At 59.2% G+C, this 22,360-nt stretch carries 22 protein-coding genes; 12 read left to right on the top strand and 10 right to left on the bottom strand.

Going from position 1 to position 22,360, the window contains the following annotated elements; all coding sequences use genetic code 11:
- The first annotated feature begins 5 nt into the window (after nt 1–5).
- The 9 genes from cheR to JZX89_RS17055 all read left to right on the top strand — a co-directional run bounded on the left by cheR (nt 6) and on the right by JZX89_RS17055 (nt 8,969).
- A complete protein-coding gene (cheR, locus tag JZX89_RS17015) occupies nt 6–914 on the top strand; it encodes a protein-glutamate O-methyltransferase CheR (RefSeq protein WP_207134826.1) in 909 nt (302 codons plus the stop codon).
- Complete coding sequence (gene cheB, locus JZX89_RS17020) at nt 911–1,966, top strand: protein-glutamate methylesterase/protein-glutamine glutaminase (RefSeq protein ID WP_207134827.1); 1,056 nt, start codon at nt 911–913, stop codon at nt 1,964–1,966. The genes cheR and cheB overlap by 4 nt, the downstream gene beginning before the upstream one ends.
- Nucleotides 1,966–2,355: a chemotaxis response regulator CheY2 gene (gene cheY2, locus JZX89_RS17025; protein WP_149898541.1), complete on the top strand. Its 390-nt coding sequence runs from the start codon at nt 1,966–1,968 to the stop codon at nt 2,353–2,355. The genes cheB and cheY2 overlap by 1 nt, the downstream gene beginning before the upstream one ends.
- Nucleotides 2,352–2,897, top strand: coding sequence for a chemoreceptor glutamine deamidase CheD (gene cheD, locus JZX89_RS17030; protein WP_046800555.1), 546 nt, complete (start codon nt 2,352–2,354; stop codon nt 2,895–2,897). Before cheY2 ends, cheD begins: the two co-directional genes overlap by 4 nt.
- 14 nt (nt 2,898–2,911) lie before the next feature.
- Nucleotides 2,912–3,295 carry a chemotaxis protein CheT gene (gene cheT, locus JZX89_RS17035; RefSeq protein WP_153513157.1) on the top strand — a complete coding sequence of 128 codons (384 nt, stop codon included), beginning with the start codon at nt 2,912–2,914 and terminating at the stop codon, nt 3,293–3,295.
- 129 nt (nt 3,296–3,424) lie between these two features.
- Nucleotides 3,425–5,107, top strand: coding sequence for a flagellar basal-body MS-ring/collar protein FliF (gene fliF / locus JZX89_RS17040; RefSeq protein ID WP_188355953.1), 1,683 nt, complete (start codon nt 3,425–3,427; stop codon nt 5,105–5,107).
- Between the two features lie 370 nt (nt 5,108–5,477).
- Entirely contained in the window at nt 5,478–6,209 is a 732-nt protein-coding gene (gene visN, locus JZX89_RS17045) for a transcriptional regulator VisN (protein ID WP_174375241.1), read from the top strand.
- Nucleotides 6,210–6,262: 53 nt separating this feature from the next.
- Nucleotides 6,263–6,964, top strand: coding sequence for a transcriptional regulator VisR (gene visR / locus JZX89_RS17050; protein WP_174375240.1), 702 nt, complete (start codon nt 6,263–6,265; stop codon nt 6,962–6,964).
- 157 nt (nt 6,965–7,121) lie between these two features.
- Nucleotides 7,122–8,969 carry a methyl-accepting chemotaxis protein gene (locus tag JZX89_RS17055; protein WP_207134828.1) on the top strand — a complete coding sequence of 616 codons (1,848 nt, stop codon included), beginning with the start codon at nt 7,122–7,124 and terminating at the stop codon, nt 8,967–8,969.
- A 53-nt stretch (nt 8,970–9,022) separates the two neighbouring features.
- Here the strand turns inward: JZX89_RS17055 and JZX89_RS17060 are convergent, their stop codons facing one another.
- Nucleotides 9,023–12,532, bottom strand: a complete 3,510-nt coding sequence (locus tag JZX89_RS17060; protein ID WP_174375238.1) for a PAS-domain containing protein — start codon at nt 12,530–12,532, stop codon at nt 9,023–9,025.
- Between the two features lie 219 nt (nt 12,533–12,751).
- Here JZX89_RS17060 and mscL point away from each other — a divergent pair, with 219 nt between their 5' ends.
- The 3 genes from mscL (at nt 12,752) to galE (ending at nt 15,858) form a co-directional block, all read left to right on the top strand.
- Entirely contained in the window at nt 12,752–13,180 is a 429-nt protein-coding gene (gene mscL / locus JZX89_RS17065; RefSeq protein ID WP_142841089.1) for a large conductance mechanosensitive channel protein MscL, read from the top strand.
- 154 nt (nt 13,181–13,334) lie between these two features.
- Entirely contained in the window at nt 13,335–14,501 is a 1,167-nt protein-coding gene (locus tag JZX89_RS17070) for a pyridoxal phosphate-dependent aminotransferase (RefSeq protein ID WP_149898547.1), read from the top strand.
- A gap of 325 nt (nt 14,502–14,826) precedes the next feature.
- Nucleotides 14,827–15,858 (top strand): UDP-glucose 4-epimerase GalE, encoded by a 1,032-nt coding sequence (gene galE / locus JZX89_RS17075; protein WP_207134829.1) that lies wholly within the window; start codon nt 14,827–14,829, stop codon nt 15,856–15,858.
- 12 nt (nt 15,859–15,870) lie between these two features.
- On the opposite strand, the gene JZX89_RS17080 is transcribed toward galE, so the two are convergent.
- The 9 genes from JZX89_RS17080 to murA all read right to left on the bottom strand — a co-directional run bounded on the left by JZX89_RS17080 (nt 15,871) and on the right by murA (nt 22,357).
- A complete protein-coding gene (locus JZX89_RS17080) occupies nt 15,871–16,707 on the bottom strand; it encodes a DUF6030 family protein (protein ID WP_207134830.1) in 837 nt (278 codons plus the stop codon).
- Between the two features lie 149 nt (nt 16,708–16,856).
- A complete protein-coding gene (yacG, locus tag JZX89_RS17085) occupies nt 16,857–17,084 on the bottom strand; it encodes a DNA gyrase inhibitor YacG (protein ID WP_207134831.1) in 228 nt (75 codons plus the stop codon).
- A 3-nt stretch (nt 17,085–17,087) separates the two neighbouring features.
- A complete protein-coding gene (locus JZX89_RS17090) occupies nt 17,088–17,711 on the bottom strand; it encodes a Maf-like protein (protein ID WP_207134832.1) in 624 nt (207 codons plus the stop codon).
- A 33-nt stretch (nt 17,712–17,744) separates the two neighbouring features.
- Nucleotides 17,745–17,963 (bottom strand): translation initiation factor IF-1, encoded by a 219-nt coding sequence (gene infA, locus JZX89_RS17095; RefSeq protein WP_004432473.1) that lies wholly within the window; start codon nt 17,961–17,963, stop codon nt 17,745–17,747.
- 144 nt (nt 17,964–18,107) lie between these two features.
- Nucleotides 18,108–18,596, bottom strand: a complete 489-nt coding sequence (locus tag JZX89_RS17100; protein ID WP_149898551.1) for an arsenate-mycothiol transferase ArsC — start codon at nt 18,594–18,596, stop codon at nt 18,108–18,110.
- Between the two features lie 2 nt (nt 18,597–18,598).
- Nucleotides 18,599–19,072, bottom strand: a complete 474-nt coding sequence (locus tag JZX89_RS17105) for a UPF0262 family protein (RefSeq protein WP_003493818.1) — start codon at nt 19,070–19,072, stop codon at nt 18,599–18,601.
- A 3-nt stretch (nt 19,073–19,075) separates the two neighbouring features.
- Nucleotides 19,076–20,374, bottom strand: coding sequence for a histidinol dehydrogenase (gene hisD / locus JZX89_RS17110; protein WP_207134833.1), 1,299 nt, complete (start codon nt 20,372–20,374; stop codon nt 19,076–19,078).
- A gap of 134 nt (nt 20,375–20,508) precedes the next feature.
- Complete coding sequence (locus tag JZX89_RS17115; RefSeq protein WP_046800569.1) at nt 20,509–20,949, bottom strand: DUF2948 family protein; 441 nt, start codon at nt 20,947–20,949, stop codon at nt 20,509–20,511.
- A 115-nt stretch (nt 20,950–21,064) separates the two neighbouring features.
- The gene (gene murA, locus JZX89_RS17120; RefSeq protein ID WP_174375233.1) at nt 21,065–22,357 is read right to left on the bottom strand and encodes a UDP-N-acetylglucosamine 1-carboxyvinyltransferase; all 1,293 of its coding nucleotides are present in this window, start codon (nt 22,355–22,357) and stop codon (nt 21,065–21,067) included.
- Between the last annotated feature and the right edge of the window lie 3 nt (nt 22,358–22,360).

The raw sequence follows: 22,360 nt of genomic DNA on the forward strand, positions 1-22,360 counted from the left end.
CATCCATGGCAGCACTTAATCTCAGCGACCAGCGCCAGTCTCCGGACGACGTTCTTGCCAGCGGCGAATACCCGCTGACAAGACGCGATCTGTCGGAGATCGCTGCGATGATCTATGCGGATGCGGGCATCTATCTCAACGACACCAAGGCGTCGCTGGTCTATTCCCGCCTCTCGAAGCATATCCGCAATCTCGGCCTCTCCGGTTTCCGCGAATATTGCACGTTGGTCTCCTCAACCGAGGGCGCCCCGGCGCGGCGCGAAATGCTGTCGCACCTGACGACGAATTTCACGCGCTTCTTCCGCGAGAACCATCATTTCGAACATCTGCGTGACGAGGTCCTGCCGGGTCTCATTGCAAGAGCAAAGAGCGGTGGACGTGTCCGCATCTGGTCGGCGGCCTGTTCCGACGGGCAGGAACCCTATTCCATTGCCCTTACCGTGCTCGCCATGTTCCCGAATGCGGCGGACTACGATTTCAAAATTCTGGCAACCGACATCGACCCGAAGATTCTGGCGCAGGCCCGCGCCGGCGTTTACGACGACAATGCGCTCGAAACCGTGTCTCCCGCCATGCGCAAGCAATGGTTCACGGAGGTTGATGCCGGCGGTCGCCGCAAATTCCGTATCGACGACAAGATCAAGCGTCTCATCACCTTCAACGAATTGAATCTGATGACGCAATGGCCCTTCAAGGGCAATTTCGACGTCATCTTCTGCCGCAACGTCGTCATCTATTTCGACGAGCCAACGCAGACACGTATCTGGTCGCGTTTCGCCGGACTGCTGCCGGAAGGTGGTCATCTTTATATCGGCCATTCCGAACGCGTCTCCGGCGACGCCAAGAACCTGTTCGATAACACTGGCATCACCACCTACCGCTACATTGGTCACGCATCCGGGAGGAAGGCATGAGCGCACTCGCACGGGTACTCGTCGTCGATGATAGTCCAACGATGCGCGGCCTGATTTCGGCTGTCCTCAAGGCTGATCCGGAAGTCGAGGTGGTCGGACAGGCCGGCAACGCCATGGAAGCGAGAGCAGCTATCAAGCAGCTCAACCCCGATGTCGTGACACTCGACATCGAGATGCCGGAAATGAACGGCCTTGAATTCCTCGAAAAGATCATGCGCCTGCGGCCGATGCCGGTCATCATGGTCTCGTCGCTTACACATCGCGGTGCGGATGCCTCGCTCGCTGCCCTTGAAATCGGTGCTTTCGACTGCGTCGGCAAACCGGCTCCGGGTGATGCGCGTCCCTTTGGCGATCTCGCCGACAAGGTGAAAGCCGCCGCCCGCTCCCAGCATGCCGCCTATCGCGCGGCTCGTCCGGAAAGCGCCGCGGCAGTGCAGCCTACGCCGGTCAGCGATTATCGGGCCGGTCGCAAAGTCGTGGCCATCGGTTCATCCACGGGTGGGGTCGAGGCGCTGATCGCCGTGCTGCAAAAATTTCCGGCCAATTGCCCGCCGACCGTCATCACCCAGCACATGCCGTCGACCTTCACCAAGAGTTTCGCCGAGCGGCTGAACCGCATCTGCGCGCCCGTCGTGGAAGAAGCGACGGATGGCGCACGGCTGCAAACGGGCAAGATTTATCTCGCGCCGGGCGGCGAGCGCCACCTGCAGATCGCGAACCGCGCAGCACCCTGCTGCCGGCTCATCGAGCGTGACCCGGTCAACGGCCATCGCCCCTCCGTCGATGTTCTGTTCGATTCGGTGGCCGAGCTTGCCGGACGCAACGCCGTCGGCGTCATTCTCACCGGCATGGGCCGTGATGGCGCGGCCGGACTGCTGAAAATGCGGCACGCCGGTGCGCGCACCGTCGGCCAGAATGAAAAAACCTGCGTCGTCTACGGCATGCCCCGCGTGGCCTATGAGCTTGGCGCCGTTGAACAGCAATTGCCGCTGGCCTCCATCGGCGAAGAAATCCTGAAACTAACCACTGCCCGCAAAGAAGGTGCTGACTAATGTCTCTCGCAGAAAAGATCAAAGTTCTGATCGTTGACGATCAGGTGACCAGCCGGTTGCTCCTCAGCGATGCGCTGACACAGCTCGGCTTCAAGCAGATCACTTCCGCCGGCGATGGCGAGCAGGGATTGAAGATCATGGAGCAGCAGCCCCATCATCTCGTCATCTCCGACTTCAACATGCCGAAAATGGACGGTCTCGGTTTTCTGCACGCCGTGCGGGCCAACCCGACCCTCAAAAAGGCGGCCTTCATCATCCTCACCGCGCAGGGTGACCGCGCGCTGGTGCAGAAGGCGGCGCAGCTCGGTGCGAACAACGTGCTGGCCAAGCCTTTCACCATCGACAAGATGCGTGCAGCCATCGAGGCGGTTTTCGGATCGCTGAAATGATTGAAGCTGCGGCTAAGCGCGTACATATCATTCAGGGCGAGTACAAGGTTGTCAGCGATCCCGACGTGGTCATGACGACGATACTCGGTTCGTGCGTGGCCGCCTGTCTGAGAGATCCCGTTGCCGGCCTTGGAGGAATGAACCACTTCCTGCTGCCGGGAACGGGCAATGTGACCGGGGGAGATGCGACGCGTTACGGCGTGCATCTCATGGAACTTCTGATCAACGGCCTTCTAAAGAAGGGCGCCCGCCGCGACCGGCTGGAGGCCAAGGTTTTCGGCGGCGCGAAGACGATCGCCAGCTTCTCGAATGTCGGTGAACAGAATGCCATCTTCGCCATGCAGTTTCTGAAGGATGAAGGCATTCCTGTCATAAGCTCCTCCACGGGCGGAGAGCATGGCCGCAAGATCGAGTTCTGGCCGGTCTCTGGTCGCGCGCGTCAGCATCCGCTCAGCGGCGCGGAAACCCAGAAGACGGTCGCCATGGAAACGCGTCCGGTGCCGGCCCCAAAGCCCGTCGCCAACGACATCGAATTTTTCTAGTCACGGAGTTTCCAATGCAGATTGCAGACCACGCCGGTACCGCTCCGTTCGAAGAAGCCCTGCCGGATGTTCTCATGCGCGTGGTGTCGGAATTGCACGATGTCGCCTATCTCATCGAACGTATCGAGCCGCAGTTGCTGGAAGTGACCAGCGGTCAATTGTCCGGCGACGGCATCAAGCTGTTGCAGGGTATTGATCTCGCCGTCCAGAAGACCCGCGGTCTTGCCGAATTCATCGACACCGTCACCGGTTCCATTCCCGGAGAATGGATCGTCGATGTCTCCACGGCGCTCAGCCTCGTCAAGCTTGCCGAAATGCAAAAGGCGCTGGGCGCCGCCTTCCGCCATGGCCATTCCCAGCCGCTGGACAAGGCTTCCGGCGACTTCGACCTGTTCTAGACCATATTCCTGCTGGCGCGCCTTTCCTCGCCGAATGCGGAGAAAGGCAACGCTCGCGCAAGCTTCGCACCCTATTGTCATTACGGGGCCAAAAGGTCTCGGATTCTATGAATGACGGTGCGGAACAGAATGAATCTGTTAAATCAAATCCCTCAGGTCCTGAAAAATATCGCGGCGCTGGGTCAGACACGGCTGCTGATGCTGGGCGGCGTGGGCGTTTTGTCCATGGCCGTTATCCTTGCAGCAGCTCTCTACGTGAACCGTCCCGCTTACGAGACCCTTTATGTAGGGCTTGAAAAAAGCGACCTCAACAAGATCAGCATTGCGCTCGCCGAATCGGGGCTGGACTTTCAGGTCGGAACCGACGGTTCGAGCCTTCAGGTTCCCGTAGGGCTTACCAGCAAGGCAAGGCTGCTTTTGGCCGAGCGCGGTCTGCCTGATAGCGCCAATGCCGGTTACGAGCTTTTCGACAATGTCGGTTCTCTCGGCCTGACCTCCTTCATGCAGGAAGTGACGCGCGTTCGTGCCCTCGAGGGTGAGATCAGCCGCTCCATCCAGCAGATCGATGGGATTGCGGCCGCACGCGTCCATATCGTCATGCCTGATGTCGGCAATTTCCGCCGTGGCGAACAGAAGCCAACCGCATCGGTCATGATCCGCGCCAGCGCCACCGCAGGTCGCAAGGCGTCCGCCTCCATCCGTCACCTCGTCGCCTCGGCCGTTCCCGGTCTTGAAGTCGATGACGTGACCCTGCTCGATTCCACCGGCCAGCTTCTCGCTTCCGGCGACGATGTCACCAACGCCGCCATGAACCGCTCGCTGACACTGGCGCAGAATGTCCAGCAGGAAATCACCACCAATATCGACAAGGCGCTGGCGCCTTTCCTTGGCATGGACAATTTCCGCTCCAGCGTCACGGCGCAGCTGAACACCGACAGCCGCCAGATCCAGGAAACCGTCTACGATCCGGAATCGCGTGTCGAGCGCTCTGTCCGCACGGTAAAGGAAGACCAGAAATCCCAGGAGACGCAGCCGGATACGGCAGCGACCGTGGAACAGAACGTGCCGCAGGCTGCCCCTCAGGGCGGCGCTGGCGGCCCGCAGTCTTCCGACCAGTCGGCCAAGAAGGAAGAGCAGACCAATTACGAGATCAACTCGAAAACGGTCGCCACGGTCAAGAACGGCTATACCGTCGAGAAGATTTCAGTTGCCGTGGTCGTCAACAAGGGCCGTATTGCCAAGATGGTCGGCGAACCCGTCGATCAGGCCAAGATCGACGCCTATCTTGCCGAAATGCAGAAGATCGTGACATCGGCGGCAGGCATCTCTTCGGATCGTGGCGATATCGTCACGCTGACGGCAATGGACTTCCTTGAAACGCAATTGCTTGACGAGGCCACCAGCGGTCCGGGCATCATGGAAGTGCTGAGCCGCAATTCCGCCGGCATCATCAACTCGCTCGCTTTCGTGGCCGTCGCTTTCCTCGTCGTCTGGCTCGGTGTGCGTCCCCTGGTCCGCACGGTTGCCGGCAATGGTGCGGCTGCCGGTCAGCTCAGCCAGGAGACCGCCGGTCTCGAACTGCCGGATTTCTCTCCCGGCATGGATGCAGGTGCTGGTGGTCTTATGGAAGGTTTCGGAGCGGATTTCGGCTTCGACAGCACCGACGATCTTCTGGCCGGTGGCGACAGCGAAGGCACCTTCAACCGCCGGGTTCGCGAAGGACCGGAACGCAGGCTCTCCCGCATGGTGGAAATCAGCGAGGAAAGAGCAGCCAAGATCCTGCGCAAATGGGCGGTGGAAAAAGCAGCGTGATTTTGAAAAGGCCGGGTTTACCCGGCCTTTTTCGCATTTTCCGGCTTTTTACTATCCTTGGTCGTCGGCCCGTGGCATTCTCGTTTCAGGACAGCATTTACAAATCATTCATCAACGATACAGTTTGCTGGGAATAGGCTGAGAATGCCGATTATGAATCAGCCAGCTTTTCAGTATGTTTTTTTAGCAATAGACGAATGAGGAAATACGTGGAAAGGCTGTTGTCAGGTAATGGCAAATTCCGGTCGGTTCCATAAAATGAAATGATTCGGTCTCCGGGGGCGCGCCATTCCGTTTTGGTAAGCTTCTTGAATGGAATGATTCCATCCCGAGGTATAATCTCCCGCTGGGAGCAAGAGGGCGTAGGCGATTGAAAGTCGATGTTGATATCCGCAGGCTGTCTGCCAAGCCTATGGAGGGCATGGGTAAGCCCTTGCCGCGCGACCAGCTTGCCAAAAATGTCGCAGCCACGGCCGCTGCCGGTAACGTTGCAGGTGCACTGGATCTGCTTGTAACTTACGCCGGCGCCTCGCATTATCTGCTGGCGCGGGATGATCTTCTCGAAGAAACCGGGCTGAAATTCATCGTCACATCCGACTGGCCTTTCGATCTGGTACGCAGGCTGGGTATTGAACTGACGAACAGCCAGAACAGATCGAGCGAAATGGAAAAATGCCTTTCGCTTCTGCGGCCACGATTATTGTTTCTTCCTGACGACGTTTCTGTTCCCTACGGTATCGACCGGCAATATTCCGCACTGTCCTTCTGCGTAGGCCGCATCCGGCTTTCCCTCCTGCTGCTGTTTCCCGAACACGTTGTTCCTTCACCGGAGCGTTTGCGCGAAATCGCCCTGCTAACAGGTTATTGCATCAGTTTCGGCATCGCCAGCGAAGCAAAGCCTGTGCGTGATATCGATCTTACCGAGCGCGAGCTCGAATGCCTGTTCTGGATTGCAGAAGGCAAGACAAGCGACGAAATTGCGATGATCCTTGGCATTTCGCGCAATACGATCAATAATTACATTACAAGCGTGATGCGTAAAACCGCGACAAAAACCCGCTCGGAGGCAATTGCCTACGCCGTGCGCAACAACCTCGTATAATGGTCGGACGGATGGTACAGACGAAAGACAATGAGGGTACAGGTCAAACGGGCATGTTTTACCGCACTCCTGTCGCAACGAGCCGGTCGGATCTGTTTCCGAAGCTCGTCGCCATGCAGAAGCTGGTCGGCGCGCGAAATTTCGTGGTGACGAAGGCCGCCGCTTCCGGTTTCCCCAACAAGAAGAAGATGACCTGCGAGCTGGAAAACTGGGGCATGAATGCCGCAGAGCAGAGCACGCAGTTCATCCGCGCGGTCGGTGATATTCTTCTCGATCATATCGAGACGTCGCTGTTGCCGGTTATCTGGCGCAACAAGAACGCCGGCGGCTTTGCCGATCTTCCGGATGTTCCGGCGTTGCTGCGCCGGATCGAAAACGACACGTTGCCCTATGCGGGGCTGGCCATGCCGGTGCGGCTCGGCACCATCGGCAATGGTTACATCGTTTTCTGCGGCACCAATCTCGTCCTCGACAACGAGGTCGTCATCGAGCAGCACATCAAATGCTGCGAGATCATGGTGGACATGCTGGCGCTCGACGAGCGCAAGGCGGCACCCTCGGAAGCACTGAGCGAGAGGGAAATCGCCTGCCTGCAACTGGCGGGTGACGGCCGTATCAGTGAAGAGATCGCGGTCAAGCTCGGGCTTTCCGTGCACACGGTCAATGCCTATCTCGGTTCCGCGACGATCAAGCTCGATTCCGTCAACCGTATTCAGGCAATCGCCAAGGCTATCCGGCTCGGCTATATCCATTGATTGCGGACGGGGTTTTCCCGTCCTGCAAATCCGGCCATCTCAAGGGTCGTTGACCGTGGTATTCCTGCCGACGGGGCATGATTCATGTGCCTTATTTCGCGTTTTTTAACAGTTGCCAACTAGAACTGTCGCAGGTTTGGCTTTGGGGAACTGTTTCATGCACAACCGGCTCTTTAAGACCGTTGCGAGTAAGGTCGTCGCACTGACGATTGGCTTGATCATGCTCAGCGTGGCGGCAGTTGGTTTTTCCACCTACATGCGCCTGAAGGACAATATCATCACCACCGCGCTGCGCGATACCAACAGTGCGATGCGCGGCATGGCGATCCTCTACGAGATGAAGGTCGGTGGCGTCACCCTCGACATGGGTGATGGACCGCTGAAGAGCGTCAGCCGCGCCAGTATCGGGACGCTGCGCGATAACGACCTTGTTGACCGCACCGCGGCTGGAAACGGCGGCATCGCCACAATTTTTGAAACCAAGGCCGGTGAATATGTCCGTATCACCACCAATCTGAAAAACGAGAAGGGCGAACGGGCGGCAGGCACCAAGCTTGCCACCGATCATCCAGCTTTCGAAAAAGTCAGCAAGGGCGAAGCATATTTCGGCCCGGCCACGCTTTTCGGCGTCAATTACATGACCGGTTACATGCCGGTTACCAACAAGACCGGAGCCACCGTCGGCATTCTTTTCGTCGGCGTTCCCATGGCCGTCTACGAAGCCCAGATATTCGGCCTGCGCGACCTGATGTTGATCTGCGGCGCGCTGGCCATGGTCGGTGTCGGGCTGCTCGCCTATTTCGTTATCAGGCGCACGCTGCAGCCGCTGGGTAAGCTGACCGATGCGGTGAAGTCTCTTTCTGAGGGTGATCTCGAAACGCCAATCCCCTATGCCACCAACACCAACGAATTCGGCAACATCGCCCGCGCGCTGGTGATCTTCCGCGAGAACGCGCTTGAGAAACTCGCCATCGAAGGACGAAGCGCCGATGAACGCTCCGTGGCGGAATCCGAACGTCATCGTAACGACGCTGAAAAGCAGGAGCTGGACAGCCAGATCGAATTCGCGGTCAGCGAGATCGCATCCGGTCTCGGCAGGCTCTCGCGTGGCGATCTGAGCCGTACGATCGAGACACCTTTCGCCGGCCGTCTGGACCGTCTGCGCACGGATTTCAACGGTTCCCTGCTCAATCTGCGCGATGCGCTGGGACAGATCCGTGAGCGGACGCTGATCATCCAGCATAGCGGCTTTGAAATCGAGCAGTCCTCGGTTGACCTGTCGAAGCGCACCGAAAATCAGGCAGCCTCGCTGGAAGAGACCGCCGCCGCCGTCGAGGAAATCACCGCGACGGTCAGATCGTCGGCCGAGCGGGCGCGGGAGGCCAATGAGGCCGTCCGCATTACCAAGCAGAGCGCCGACAGTTCCGGCTCTGTTGTCAGCAATGCCGTTGATGCCATGGGACGCATCGAAGGCGCTTCCCGCAAGATCGAGCAGATCATTGAGGTCATCGACGATATCGCCTTCCAGACCAATCTCCTCGCCTTGAATGCCGGCATCGAGGCGGCGCGTGCGGGTGAGGCGGGCAAGGGTTTTGCCGTGGTGGCGCAGGAAGTGCGTGAACTGGCGCAACGTTCCGCCGATGCAGCGCGTGAAATCAAGCAGCTCATCAACCAGTCGACGCACGAAGTCAGCACCGGCTCGAAACTGGTTCAGGAGGCGGGCACGGTTCTTTCCGCCATCAGCCAGCAGATCGTCACCGTCAGCCAGCATGTCGAAACCATCGCAACGGCAACGCAGGACCAGTCTTCCGCGCTTCACAACGTCAACGGTTCCGTCAACCAGATGGACCAGATGACGCAGCAGAATGCGGCCCTTGCCGAACAATCGAGTGCGGCGAGCCGGGTGCTGTCCGGCGAGGTGGAGGCCTTGCTCGATCTCGTCCAGCGTTTCCAGATGGAGCAGGGTTCGGTGGCGGGCAGGGATCGATTGAACCGGGCCGCCTGATATCCCCAATTTGCAAAATCAAAAACTCCCGGATCGCAAGGTCCGGGAGTTTTTTATTCCGCGGCTGCCCGTGCCGTGCTGGAGACCTGGTTGATATAGGCGCGCAGCGCCGCCGGTTTGACCGGTTTGTGTTGAACGGAAATACCGTATTTTTCGGCATCGCTGCGAACTTCGGGACTGCGATCCGCTGTCACCAGCAGGGCAGGGATCGACTTGCCGTAGAAAGTCCGGATGAGGCGGATGGCGCTGATGCCGTCACCATCATCGAGATGGTAGTCGGCGATGATGACATCAGGCGCTGCGGTGAGTTTCAGGAAGGGCTCTTCCAGAGTTGCCACCGAACCTGCGGGCAGAACCTCACAGCCCCATCCCGTCAGCAACAGTGTCATGCCCTCAAGGATTTTCGGCTCATTGTCGATGCACAGGACCCGCACCCCCTGAAGGCGGTCGCTCGCCGCCGCATTGCTGACCGCGCCACCCGATTTGGCCGGCGCAACGCGGTCTGATTCACGCGGCAGATGAATGCGGAAGGTCGTACCCTTGCCGGGCGTCGAAATCAGCTGCACGGGATGGTGCAGCATGCGCGACAGCCGGTCGACGATGGAAAGGCCGAGCCCGAGGCCGGAGGCCGTTTTTGCTCCCTCGTCCAGCCGGGCGAATTCCTTGAAGACGGTGCGGAATTTGGATGCGGGAATGCCGATGCCGGAATCCGTCACCTGAATGACGACTTCGCCGCCCCGGCGGCGGGCACCGACCACCACCTTGCCTTTCAGCGTATATTTGATGGCGTTCGACACCAGATTTTGCACCAGCCGCCGCAGGAGATTGGGGTCGGAACGGACCGTGAGCGAGGTGGGCATGACCACGAGGTCGAGGTTCTTTTCCTGCGCCATCGGTGCGAAATCGGTTTCGATGCGTTTCAGCAGCTCATTCAGCGGCACCGATGTCATGCGCGCCTTCATCGAACCCGTGTCGAGGCGGGAAATATCGAGAACAGCGCCGAGAATGGTTTCGACCGATTCCAGCGCTGAATCAATATTGTGGACGAGGTCGCTTTCTCCCGAAGCGCCAAGCCGTTCGACAAGCGAGGAGGAATAGAGGCGCGCGGCATTGAGCGGCTGGAGAATGTCGTGACCGGCGGCGGCGAAAAACCGTGTCTTGCCGATATTCGCCTCGTCGGCGGATGCCCTTGCCTCCGCCAGTTCGCGGTTGACGCGGGTAAGCTCGACGGTTCGTTCCGCCACTCGCTGCTCCAGCGTCTCGTTGGCCTGCTTCAGCGCCTGATCGCTCGCTACCCGCTGCGTAATGTCGGTGAAGGTGGCGACGATGCCTTTGTCCGGCATGGTGTTGGACCGCACCTCGATAATGCGCTCACCGCCGGCCAGCACCAACGAGAAGGGCAGGTCCATGGTCAGGAAACTGGTGATCAGCTCGTCCGTATCTCCGGCCGGCATGTCGCCGCGCTCCTGCAGCATGGAGACGATATCCGTCAGCGGCACGCCCACCTGGCCGAATTGTTCCGGCAGATCCAGCAGGGTGCGGAAGCGCCGGTTCCAGATGGTCAGCTGCTGCGAGCTGTCGAAAACGGCGATGCCCTGATCCATCTGCGCCAGCGCCGTTTGCAGCATGTCCTGATTATATTGCAGAGCTTCGCTCGCCTGATCGAGCAGCCAGGCGGTGTCTGCGCTGGTATCCTCCGCCTTCTGGAGAATGATCGACAGCACAAGGCGGGCCGAGGAGGAGCCGATGGCGCTGCCCAGCAATTGTTCGGAAAAATGGATCAGCGCCATATCCGCCGGCTGGTCGTCATTGAGCTTCCGGCCCGCCGTCTTCTCATAGGTCGCGAGCGAACGCAGCATGCGCTCTTCGCCGAGATAACGGGCGATTGCGCTTTTGAGGTCGCCGACGCTGACACGGGTTTTCCAGCCGCGCGTGGCGAATTGTGATTTCGAGTGACGCTTGACGAAAATGCCCGACTGGATGCGCTCCACCGGACGCGGGTTGCGCGACAGCGAGCCGAGCACGAAGGCCATGCTGTTGACGAGGAGGCTGAGGATGACCGCATTTACGAAAGGATCGGCTTCGGGACCGTTGAAGACGGTGCTGCCGGAAAACAGGAAACCGAGAATATTCGCAGCTACCTCGGAATTATCAGGCCCGCCGAAGCTCGGCAAAAACAGCAGATAGGCCCAGACAATAAAGCCTGAACTGAGGCCGGCAATTGCGCCGCGGGCATTGGCGCGCCGCCAGAACAGGCCGCCGAAAAGGGCAGGGGCCATCTGGGCGATGGCGGCGAATGCCAGGAAGCCGATGGAGGCAAGCCCCGTCGCGCTGTCGGCGGCGCGATAATAAAAATAACCCAGCAGCATCACCGCGAAGATCGCCGTCCTGCGGATATTGAGCAGCGTTTTGGCGAAATTGTCCCGGTGCGGCGAGCGGTTCAACAGCTTCTGCCGCAGAAAGATCGGCATGACGATGTCGTTGGAAATCATGATCGACAGCGCCACCGAAGCAACGATAACCATTGCGGTCGCCGCCGAAAATCCGCCGATGAAGGTGATAAGGGATACGACCGGCATCTGATGCGTAAGCGGCAGTTGCAGGACGTAGAGATCGGCGCTGCCGTTTGCGCCGAGCGTCAGAATGCCGGCGAGCGCGATCGGCAGCACAAAGATGTTGATGGCGATGAGATAGAGCGGCAGCAGGAAACCTGCCATGCGCAACTCTTCCGGCGTGCGGTTTTCCACCACGGTGACGTGGAACTGGCGCGGCAGCAGGATGATGGCGAAGCCGGACAGCAGGGTCATGACGATCCAGCGGCTGACGGGCGTGTGATAGGATATGGCCCGCATGGCCTGTTCATTCTCCGTGGCGAGCCGCCACAGATGCACAGGCCCGTCGAAAAGGACGAACAGCACGTAAAAGCCGACGGTGCACATGGCGACCAGCTTGACCAGCGATTCCATCGAAATCGCCAGAATGAGCCCGTCCTGATGTTCTGTCGCGTCGGTGTGGCGGGTCCCGAACATGACGGCGAAACCGGCCATGACGATGGTGACGACCAGCGGTAGATCGAGGAAATAGAGATTGCCGCTGCCGATGCCGTAGTCACCGGGATCGACCATCGTCGCCACCGAATTGGAAACGGCTTTCAGCTGCAGGGCGATATAGGGAATGGCGCCAACGAGCGCGATGATGGCGACGATCATCGCCACGGTGGAGTTCTTGCCGTAACGGGCGGCGATGAAATCCGCAACCGATGTCAGCTTCTCGGTTTTGGCGAGCTCGACGATGCGGCGAATGATCGGCATGCCGATGGTGAAGGCAAGGATCGGCCCGGTATAGATGCCCAGGAACTCCAGCCCCTTGTCCGCCGCAAGCCCGACGCCGCCGAAATAGGTCCAGGAGGTGCAATAGATCGCCAGGCTGAGCGCATAAACGAACGGCCGCCCCTTTTTCGGGGCGTTTCTTTTCCGGCTGTTTCTATCCCCGAAGCTTGCAACCGCAAACAGCAGCAGGACATAAGCGAAGGCCGAACCGAATATGATCCACCCAGGAAGCACGCATCCTCCCCATGCAAGAATTCCCTGATATGAGCATAGGCGAATTCCATGCCGTTGAGAATGAGTGCGGTCTGATCATAAAGTTCAAGACGAGCGTGCAAAAAAGCTAACAAATGCAATCTTGACGAATTCCAAATGCGAAGGGGAATCTGTATGGTTGAGCGCGTAGGGACAGTCACATAGCTTCAGCTTTCGAAGCAGGAGAGAGGGACAATCTGGATGCTAAACGAATTTAAAACCTTCATTGCCCGCGGCAATGTCATGGATCTGGCCGTCGGTGTCATCATCGGTGCGGCTTTCAGCAAGATCGTCGATTCCGTCGTCAACGATCTCATCATGCCGATCGTCGGCGCAATTTTCGGCGGCTTCGATTTCTCGAACTACTTCCTGCCGCTGAGTTCGGGCGTCACCGCCCCCTCGCTTGCCGCTGCCCGTGATCAGGGTGCCGTCTTTGCTTATGGCAACTTTCTGACCGTTCTCATCAACTTCCTCATCCTCGCCTGGATTATTTTCCTGATGGTCAAGGGCGTCAACAGGCTTCGTGCCTCGGTCGAAACAAAGAAGGCCGAGGAAAAGACGGAAGCGGCTCCGCCGCCGGAAGATGTCAAGCTTCTCACCGAAATCCGCGATCTGCTCAAGACTCGCTGAGACCGAGATTATCCCCGGCCCGATTTTGCTGGCTCACGCGGACAGCAATCTCCTGCCGGGGATCGATCCATAAAGAAAATCCATCTTCGCCTCACGGAATATCATGCATATGGCCCGTTCGATGCGCTAGAAAGCACCAAACGGAGTGTCTTTAATGTCCATCTTGAACAGTCTGAGTGCACGCTCTCTGGCGGCCCCGCAGAGCGGCATCGTCGAACTCGTCAACTATGCCCGGGGACGGGACAATCTCCTGCCGCTCTGGGTTGGCGAAGGCGATCTACCCAGCCCGGGCTTCATCAATCAGGGTGCGATTGATGGGCTGAACAACGGTGAGACTTTCTACACATGGCAGCGCGGCATTCCAGAACTGCGTCAGGCGCTCAGCCGTTACTATGAGCGGCACTTCTCAGCGTCGCTGCCGCCGGAGCATTTTTATGCTACTGGTTCCGGCATGCAGGCGATTGTGCTTGCCGTGCAGGCGCTGACCTCGCCCGGCGACGAGATGGTGTATCTCTCGCCAACCTGGCCCAACATCGTCGCCGCCATCGGTGTGGCGGGTGCAAAGGCGGTTCCGGTCGGCATCGATTTCCGCGACGGTCGCTGGGATCTTGATATCGGCAGACTGGAAAGCGCCATCACCGGCAAGACGAAGGCGCTTTTCATCAACACGCCTTCCAACCCGACCGGCTGGACAGCAACACTCGACAATCTCCGCGATGTTCTCGCGCTTGCCCGCAAACACGATCTGTGGATCGTCGCGGACGAGATTTACGCGCTTTACCACTATGCCGGCACCCGTGCCCCGTCGTTCCTCGACATCATGGAGCCGGACGACAAGATCGTCTTCGCCAATTCCTTCTCGAAGAACTGGTCCATGACCGGCTGGCGTGTCGGCTGGCTTGTCGTGCCGCCGGCCATCGGTCAGGTCATCGAAAACCTCATTCAATATTCCACGTCAGGCGTGGCGCCATTCATGCAGCGCGGCGCAGTTGCGGCTCTCGACCACGGCGACGGTTTCATCCGGCAAAACTACGAACGCGCTTTGGCATCGCGCGATATTCTCTGCGATGCGCTGATCGCGACGAACCGGGTGGAAACGCTTAAACCCGACGGCGCTCTTTATGCCTTCCTCAAGATTGACGGTGTGACGGACAGCCGCGCTACCGCGTTTGATATTGTCGATAAAACCGGTGTCGGCCTCGCACCCGGCACGGCCTTCGGCCCGGGGGGCGAACTGTTTCTGCGCGCCTGCTTCCTGCGCAACCCAAAGCAGATTGAAGATGCGGCCGACCGGCTGGCATCTTACATCCTCAGCAGATAGGTTTCGATCTTCCTGCAGTGTTTGCCTGTCGCGTTGCTATTCCACCACGACAGGCGCATTGCTCAAAAAATCACAGTGAAGCTCCAAAACTACAACCCCACGGCGTAACCATCGACGTGCGGGCTTTTCTGTGATATGCGCCTTCTGTTCCTTTTATGAGAACATTTTCATCTAATAAATAAAAAGCACTTCATTGCGCTAACCAATCGTAAGCCACCTTTTCAGAGGGCTGAGGGCTGGGTCGCGTATTTGCTGTGCAAGTAATCAATGATGAAGAATTATTGGCTTTGATGGGCTCAAGAAAAGCAAACAGGGAAGTAAAGTCATGGCTGTTCTGGTCACGGGTGGAGCAGGTTACATAGGAAGCCACATGGTGTGGGCGCTGCTCGATGCCGGGGAAGAGGTCGTTGTTGTCGACCGGCTTTCCACGGGGTCGCGCTGGGCCGTTGCACCGGCTGCGCGCTTCTATCTGGGGGATGCGGCCGATCGCGCCTTGCTCGACCAGATTTTCGAAGAAAACCAGATTGAGACCATTTTCCACTTTGCCGGCTCCCTGAGCGTTCCTGAATCGATCAGCCGGCCGCTGGAATATTACGAAAACAACACCGGCACGACCCGCGCCCTTGTCGCGGCAGCGGTCGCCCATGGCGTTCGCAATTTCATCTTTTCGTCGACAGCCGCGGTCTATGGAAACCAGCCCTTTGACGGCCCGGTGCCTGAAACGGCGATCCTGAGCCCCGAAAACCCCTATGGCCTGTCGAAACTCGCCTCTGAAATCATGCTGCGCGACGTCGTGCAGGCACATGATTTCAACTATGTGGCGCTGCGTTACTTCAATGTCGCCGGAGCCGACCCGCAGGGCCGCGCCGGACCTTCGCCGACGGGCGTGGCAAACCTCATCAAGGTCGCCTGCGAGGCCGCAACCGGCCGGCGTGATCGGGTGGAGGTCTACGGAACGGACTATCCGACCGCCGATGGCACGGGTGTTCGCGACTATATCCACGTCAGCGATCTCATCGACGCGCATATGCTGGCCATGGCGCATCTGCGCGCTGGTGGCGGCACCCGAACCCTGAATTGTGGTTATGGCGTCGGTTATTCGGTGCTGGACGTGCTGCACGCGGTGCAGCAGGAATCGGAGCACGATTTCCCGGTTATCCATTGTCCGCGCCGGCCGGGTGATATTGCGGCCATGGTAGCGGATTCCACCCGTATTCAGTCGGAGCTGGGTTGGCGTCCGCGTTTCAACGATCTGGCGATCATCGTTCGCACTGCTCTTCAGTGGGAAGCAAAGCGCCAGGCGCAGCAAAGCGGCAGAATCCCCCCGGTCCGGCGCAAGCTGGCGGCGATAGGCTGAGCAGGTTCCGCGTCAGCGGACACTGTTTTTCTTGGCGGAAGGATAGACGACAGGCCGATCCGAAGCGCTGGCGACGGGCAGCCATCGCTCCCTGTCAAAAAAACGGCGCGTTAGCTTCAGCCCCGGCGACTGTTGGTTCGCGAGCAAAATCACGTTCATGCGATGCGGCGCGGTCGGCTCCGGCTTGACGGAGACCGAAATGCCGAAATGTTGCGCCTGATAGGCCTGCATCCCGCGTGCCGGCTCAAGCATGGCGGCAAGGTCAGCCCAGCGGGTTTGCCCGATAATCAGGGCCAATGCCTCGTCAAGCTTCACCCTGACGGCGGCACCGTCAGGCGTCTCAGGCGCTACGGCCTTCATTCGGATGGATTTGATCTCGCCAGAAGCCTCCCCCCTGATCTCAAGGAACAGCGATGCCCGCTCTGCAGGCGTTGCCGCATTCCCTTCGGCAAGATCGGCCATGCATTCGAAATTGCGGATATTCACTGGGCTGGCGTGCCAGCCTTGTCGGTTGGAAAAACCCTCTGTGGTGAAACGGTCACAGAGGTCCTTGCCTGAAAGTACGAAATCGCGTGCGAAGGATGCCCTGTCGCCAGCTTTCTCGAATTTCAGTAGATGAGGCGGCAGATAGACCTTCCTGGCGGCGAGCTTTTGCCGTTTGACGGGCTTCACTTTGGGCGGCGGCTCGGCGGAATAGATGGCAGGCGCCAGATTGAAATAGGTCAGCAGGCTCCTGAGGTGTTTTTTGTCATTGGCAAGCAGCACCGTCGCCAATATGGCCAGACAGACGGCCAGCACTGTAAACAGCAACGCGCCATGGCTTACTCTTTTTTGCAGGCTTGCGTCCATCGCAGGACCCTATGGCTACCGGGGCAGGGCGGCAGCCTTTTTTGATATGGATTTTCGGGCCGTTTTCAGCCCTGTGAATATGGATGTAAGCGGAAGCTCAAAAATAATATCATGCAATCCACCGCCGGAATCTCCGGCGGTGCGTAACGTTATTCAGATGTATTTTTACCTGTGTCCTGCCCGCCGGCGCTGCTTTCATCGTCTGCGACCGGAATGGCGTAGGAGCCATTCAGCCAGCGGGCGAGATCGAGCGAGCGGCAGCGATCCGAACAAAACGGATAATCGTCGCGCGTCGAGGGCCGCCCGCATTCCGGGCAAGGCTGGGATTTGCGAAGCGGCGTGACGTTTCCGGCGCCTTCGGTGGAGGATTTTGCCATGGTCTATCCCTCGAGCCAGCCCGACGTCACCTCAAATCCTTCACCGGACAAAAGTGACATGGTCTCGTAAAGCGGCAGGCCCACGACGTTGGTGTAGGAACCGGTCAGTTTCTGCACGAATGCGCCGGCAATGCCCTGAATGCCATAGGCGCCCGCTTTGCCGCGCCATTGCCCCGACGCGATATAGGCGTCGATTTCTCGCGTCGAGAGCCGTTTGAAGCGCACCTTGGTTTCCACCACCTTCTGGCGAATTTTGCCGCCGGGGATCACGAGGCAGATGCCGGTATAGACCCAATGGCTGCGTCCGGAGAGAAGATGCAGCGATGCGGAGGCGTCTTCGGTATATTCCGCCTTACCGACGATACGACGGCCCACGGCCACGACGGTGTCGGACCCGAGAACATACGCGTCCTTCCACGTCTGCTCGCCCTTGAGCGCGGCATACGCCGCTTCAGCCTTCTGCAGCGACAGACGACGACACAGCGTGCGCGGATGCTCGAGCTTGGCGGGCGTCTCGTCGATATCCATCGGCATCAGGCGTGCCGGCTCGATGCCGATCTGATGCAACAGTTCCAGACGCCGCGGTGAGCCGGAAGCCAGAACGAGCTTTTGTTTCGAGTTTGTCATTGCGCTGCCCGGGCGTCCGATGCCGAAAACGGATTACTTGAAGCGATAGGTGATGCGGCCCTTGGTCAGGTCGTAAGGCGTCATTTCAACCAGCACCTTGTCGCCTGCCAGAACGCGGATACGGTTCTTGCGCATGCGGCCGGCGGTATGGGCGATGATTTCGTGTTCGTTCTCAAGCTTCACGCGGAATGTTGCGTTCGGCAGCAATTCGGTTACGATGCCCGGGAATTCAAGGACTTCTTCTTTTGTCATGTAAGGGTTTTCTTCCTGTTGATAGTGCCGGACATGTCCTGTCCGGGAAAATTGCGCGGAAACTACACAATCCCGGCACATTTGTGAACCTCTAAAGCATCGGCTTGAAAATCAGTACCGATTTTCACGAAGCAGGGGCGTTTTTCACTCTTTTGAAACCGTATCCGCCACCGGCTGCGGCCTTCCCGGCAGTCGTTCCGCAATCAGCCTGGCAAGATGGTCCCGCACCTCGCGATAGGCATTGAGGATTTGTTCGCGGGTGCCTGTTATCACCGTTGGGTCCATGGTCGGCCAATAGACCACATCGAGCGAATTCGAGCGCGTCAGTTCCAGCGCGGCATGATGGGCTTCGGGTGTCAATGTAATGATCAGATCGAAAAAATCATCCTCGATCTCGTCCAGCGTGCGCGGCCTGTGCTTGCCGAGCGAAAATCCCTGTTCCTCCAGCACCGCATCCACGAAGGGGTCGCGCTCTCCAGCCTTGACCCCGGCCGACTGTATATAGATGCCGGGCGCCACCAGCCGTTTGGCGATGACTTCCGCCATGGGGGAACGGATGGAGTTCATGCCGCACATGAAGAGGACCGATTTCGGCGCTCGTCCCTCATTTGGCGCTGCGGCAGGATTGCTCATTTCTAACCCCGCCAATAAAGCACGCAGACAAGGGTGAAGAGCCGGCGCGCCGTGTCGAAATCCACCTTGATCTTGCCGGAAAGCCGGTCCATCAGGGTTTGCGAACCGTCATTGTGGATGCCGCGCCGGCCCATGTCGATCGCCTCGATCTGGCTCGGCGTAGAGGAGCGTATCGCCTCGTAATAGCTCTCGCAGATCAGGAAATAATCCTTGATGATGCGGCGAAACGGCGTCAGCGACAGTATATGGGTCGAGACATCCTTCTCGTCTTCCGTCTTGATCGAAAAAACCAGCTTGGCATCAACAAGCGAAATATGCAGCCGGTATGGCCCGCCCTCATGGCCAAACGGCTCGAAGGTATTTTCCTCGATCAGGTCGAAAATGGCCACGGCGCGTTCATGCTCCACATCAGGCGTGGACCGGCCGATGCTGTCGTCCAGAACCACGTCGCAGAGCCGGAAATCGCCTGAAGCCATCTGTTAACTTTCCGGGTTGAGGCGAATGGCGACCGAACGCGCATGCGCATCCAGCCCTTCCGAGCGGGCAAGGGTGATTGCCGCCGGGGCAAGCTGGCGCAACTGCTCGGGGCCGAGACGCAGGATCGAGGTGCGCTTGACGAAGTCCAGCACCGAAAGCCCGGAGGAGAAACGCGCCGAGCGTGCTGTCGGCAGAACATGGTTGGAGCCGCCGACATAATCGCCGATCACTTCCGGGGTATGACGCCCGACGAAGATCGCGCCCGCATTGCGGATGTGGGCCATCAACGCGTCCGGATCGTCAACGGCCAGTTCGAGGTGTTCGGCGGCGATGCGGTTGGCAAGCGGAATGGCGTCGGTGAGCTTTTCAACCAGAATGATCGCGCCGAAATCGGCCCAGCTTGCTGCCGCCGTCTCGGCGCGCGACAGGCGTTTCAGCTGCCGCTCGACGGCCGCTTCCACCGCCTTGCCGAGTTCGGCATGGTCAGTGATGAGGATGGATTGCGCGCCGCGATCATGCTCCGCCTGTGCCAGAAGATCGGCTGCCAGCCAGTCCGGATCATTGTCCCTGTCGGCAATGACGAGCACTTCGGAAGGTCCGGCGATCATGTCGATACCAACAGTGCCGAAGACCTGTCGTTTGGCGGCCGCCACATAGGCATTGCCGGGGCCGACGATCTTGGCGACCGGCGCGATGGTTTCCGTGCCATAGGCAAGGGCTGCGACGGCCTGCGCGCCGCCGATGCGATAGATTTCCTCGACACCGGCGATACGCGCCGCAGCAAGAACCGCGGGGTTTATCACCCCGCCATTCGCCGGCACGACCATGACGATGCGCTCGACGCCGGCAACCTTTGCCGGTACGGCATTCATCAGGACGGAGCTAGGATAGCTGGCGGTACCACCAGGCACATAGAGACCAACAGCCTCGATGGCCGTCCAGCGCGAGCCGAGACCCACGCCAATATCGTCTTCGTAAATGTCGTCCTTCGGCATCTGCCGCGCATGGTGTTTTTCGATACGCCGGGCCGCGAGATCGAGGGCTTCGATAACGCTTTTGTCGACCGCCGAATAGGCGGCATCGATTTCGTCCGCCGTCACCCGCATCGAGACCTTGGTAAAATCGATGCCGTCGAATTTCTGGGAATAATGGGCAAGGGCCGCATCGCCACGCTGGCGGACATCGTTGATGATGTCGCGAACCGTCGCGTTGACGTCTTCGGAAACTTCTCTCTTGGTCGTCAGGAAGGCAGCGAATTTCTGTTCGAAATCAGCCGATGCCTGCTCCAGCCAGATTGCCACGCCACTACCCTTTCATTGTCCCCGCGGACGATCCCCGCGAGGTGCACGAACTCGCCGCGCAATAATCGCGGCTCTGGTATGTGGCATAAATCGAAACGGTCACGAAAGGCAACCGTTGCGACGGCGTGAAGCGCTTATTCGCTATCGGGATGATGTGGTTTGGCGGCGGTTTCCCAGGCGCCGCTCACATCGGTCAACTGCGCCTCGATGCATTCGACGTCGAGCGCAATCGCCCCACCGCCCGACAGCGTCAGTTCAACGGCTCCATCGGGTCCTTCGCCATTCTGCACGAAGCGGATGGCGAGAAGCGACAGAACCTGTTCCTTATCGGTGCGGTTGATACCATACGAGCGGACGGCCGAGACCCGCTTCAGGAAAACGACGCTGCGGCAGCGCTCCGGCGGCAGGTTCTTCTTGTCGGCGCTTTCCCACACGAAACGATTGGCGGAAAGCGTGAATTGGCCATGCTTCGGCTCGAAGGCAACGTCTTTCAGTTTAAAGACGCTGTCTTGCATATGCGTCGAGATGACGGAGAGATCTTCAGTATCCAGCGCGAGCAATTTCAGGCCGCTCATCTTTTTCTTCCTTTTCCGCGGGCCACGGGCCGCAATGTCTATTTCTTGTACAGGAAATAGGCAGTCGAGGCCCGCTGTGCAACGGGTAGGAAACGGATGAGCGGCAATGAAAGGATCAATCGCTGACGCGCTCGACTAGCGCACCGCAGCGGGTGAGCTTTTCTTCCAGACGCTCGAAGCCGCGATCAAGATGGTAGACGCGCGAAACCATGGTCTCGCCTTCCGCCACCAGACCGGCAATGACCAGCGATACCGAGGCGCGCAGATCGGTTGCCATGACGGGCGCGCCCTTCAAGCGGGAGACACCCTCGATGCGGGCCATCTGACCGGAGAGCGAAATCTTCGCGCCGAGACGGGCCAGTTCCTGCACATGCATGAAGCGGTTTTCGAAGATGGTTTCGGTAATGTGGGAAACGCCCTGCGAGCGGGTCATCAGAGCCATGAACTGCGCCTGCAGATCGGTGGGGAAGCCGGGGAAAGGCTCGGTGACGATATCGACCGGCTGGATGCCGTTGCCGTTGCGCACGACGCGAAGACCGGTCTCCGTGTCACTGATCGACACGCCGGCAAGCCGCAGTGTGTCCAGCGCGTTGTCCAGCAGCGAAGAGCGGGTGCCTTCCAGCACCACGTCACCGCCTGCCATGGCAACCGCCATGGCATAAGTGCCGGTCTCGATACGATCAGGCAGCACCCGGTGGCGCGCGCCGGAGAGCGAGGTGACGCCCTCGATGGTGATAGTGGAGGTGCCGGCGCCTTCGATCTTCGCGCCCATGGCGGTCAGGCACTGCGCCAGATCGACCACTTCCGGTTCGCGGGCCGCATTGTGAATGACTGTCGTGCCGCGGGCAAGGCTCGCTGCCATCAGCATCACATGCGTTGCACCAACGGAGACTTTCGGGAAGGTATAAACCGCGCCGATCAGGCCGCCCTTGGGGGCCGTGGCATTGATGTAACCGCCGTCGATTTCCATCGTCGCACCCAGTGCCTGCAGGCCCTCGATGAACAGATCGACCGGACGTGTGCCGATGGCACAGCCGCCCGGCAGGGAAACGCGGGCGCGGCCTTCACGGGCAAGCAGCGGGCCGATGACCCAGAAGCTGGCGCGCATCTTGGAAACCAGCTCATAGGGTGCCGTGGTGTCTACAACAGTGCGGCAGGTGAAGTGCACGGTGCGTGAATAGGCTTCGCCCTGGCTTTCGCGGCGGCCATTGACGGAAATATCGACGCCATGATTGCCGAGAATACGGATGAGCTGCTCAACGTCGGCCAGATGCGGCACGTTTTCGAGCGTCAGCGTGTCGCTGGTCAGAAGCGATGCGATCATCAACGGCAAGGCGGCGTTTTTTGCGCCGGAGATGGGAATGATGCCGTTTAGCTTGTTGCCACCCGTAATTCTGATGCGATCCATGCG

The organism is Agrobacterium burrii, from assembly GCF_017313405.1.
Classification (GTDB): domain Bacteria; phylum Pseudomonadota; class Alphaproteobacteria; order Rhizobiales; family Rhizobiaceae; genus Agrobacterium; species Agrobacterium burrii.